Origin of the sequence: Mesorhizobium sp. M5C.F.Ca.IN.020.32.2.1, from assembly GCF_004023105.1 — a bacterium.
GTDB classification, from domain to species: domain Bacteria; phylum Pseudomonadota; class Alphaproteobacteria; order Rhizobiales; family Rhizobiaceae; genus Mesorhizobium; species Mesorhizobium wenxiniae.
This window is the reverse complement of sequence record NZ_RZSX01001117.1, coordinates 1-1,726: the sequence shown is the minus strand read 5'-3', so window position 1 is coordinate 1,726 and position 1,726 is coordinate 1. Positions and strand designations below refer to the sequence as shown.

The following is a 1,726-nucleotide window of genomic DNA, read 5'->3' as shown; positions in this document are numbered from 1 at the left end:
TCGATTTATCCGGTCCGCGACTTCGCGCTCAAGCTCGCTCAATTGATCCGACAACGCGCGCACCTGCTTTTCAAGCGCCTGATTTTGCTCACGAAGATTCCGGTCAATCTCCTTGTCGGCCTCGGCTCGTGCATCTTTTTCGTTCCGCAATTGCGCCGCGAGCGATTCGACCTGCTTCTTTGCATTTGACTCGTACATTTCAAGATTGCGCTTGGCCTCGGATTCTACATCCTTGAAGCGCTGCAAGAACCGTTCTTCAAGCTTGGAAAAACGGCGGTCGTAGTCCTGCATCTGGTTGCCGAACAGCAGATCACGTATCTTGTCGACACCTACAGCGTCGCCGGAGACCCCGCTCTCGCGAGCCTGGACCCCCATGAAGGCCAGCCCGTTTCCGTCTGCATTACTTATCAGATTTTCGTCCGCTTTATTTGCTGAAGAAGCGGTATTCGAAGATTCCTTAGCCATCCTTATGCCCCTTCATTTGAACACCTGCCACAGTGCAAAACTCAAAAACACCCAAGCATGTCAGCAAAATACCCGGCTCGCAAGCCGGAATCTTCTTGACGTAAGCCAATTCGTGCGTCCCTTTTACATCTCTTCGACTAGCAGCAATGCACGAGTTCCGATTGGTGTCGCTCTCGCATCTCTTTGTGATAGCAGCCACAACCGGCTAATCTAATCGACCATTGGACGCAATCTACTATCGAAATGAGTAATACAATGTTCCGGCTATAGCTACTGGAGCGCAATTAAGTAGCGCGGACTCATTAGAAGTATCTAAATTAGCTGATCTGGCGGCGCACATACTGTCTCGCACCCGGCTGTATACTGCGACGATCCGCTTCCGATGCGGGCCCAACGGTAGACGGGAGGTCTTCTTTCGCACGGAGAATGGCTGTTCGAGAATGCACCTCGGAATCGAGGCGTTTCGGTCGACAGGAGGGGAGCGGTTGTCCCAATAACGGCAGTCATTCACACCAAAGCTTCAGTGGGCTTGCATTTACGGCGCCCCCGATTGCAAAAGACGTCAGTCTGCCGTAGCTGTTGCACTCATACGGTGCCAGGGACCGCAGCTTGTGGTCATGGTGCCGACTCCGGGGATCGACATGAGTATGCGGCATGCTTGGCTTTGACGTGCATCTGCGACAGCTGGCGCCCAAGCTCGGCGGCACGGATGCGAATGCTGCGCCAGGCTTCCAGCATCGGTAGCACGACAGGAAGAGTTCGCAGGAGACTGTTTGGACGCAGCGTCCCTGAGGACCGTTCCCTTTGGCAGGAATCGCCGGCTATGTTTCGGGACTCTTGTTCTACCTTCGAACCAGGCACGGGTAAGACGGCGTGGTGCATAATCCCTTGGTTTCAATCGTGGTTCCTGCGCACAACGCTGAGGTAACGCTGGCGCGCGCACTCGATTGCCTTCTCGATCAGGAAATAATGGACTGGGAGGCGATCGTCGTCGACGACGCCTCCACGGACGCCACCGCCGCGATTGTCGCCGGTTATGTGGAGCGCGATGCCCGGTTTCGGACGTTGAGCTCTTGCGCGCATAGCGCCGCCGGCGCGCGCAATAGCGGGATCTCGACAGCGCGCGGCCGCTGGCTCATGTTCCTGGATGCGGACGATTGGGTGGACGCCAGCTTCCTTGCGAAAATGCTGGCCGCACTTGAAGCCGCGCCCGATGCGGTCGCCGCCTATTGCGGTTCCCGGCGCGTGATGCCCGATGGCG

2 protein-coding genes are annotated in these 1,726 nt (G+C 56.5%); one reads left to right on the top strand and one right to left on the bottom strand.

Going from position 1 to position 1,726, the window contains the following annotated elements:
• The coding region (locus EOA86_RS33470; RefSeq protein WP_128345452.1) for a hypothetical protein at window positions 1-465 on the bottom strand (465 nt) is incomplete at its 3' end.
• Between the two features lie 873 nt (window positions 466-1,338).
• On the opposite strand from EOA86_RS33470, the gene EOA86_RS33460 reads away from it, so the two are divergent.
• Window positions 1,339-1,726: glycosyltransferase family A protein (locus EOA86_RS33460; RefSeq protein WP_164892276.1), on the top strand; the 388-nt coding region annotated here is incomplete at its 3' end.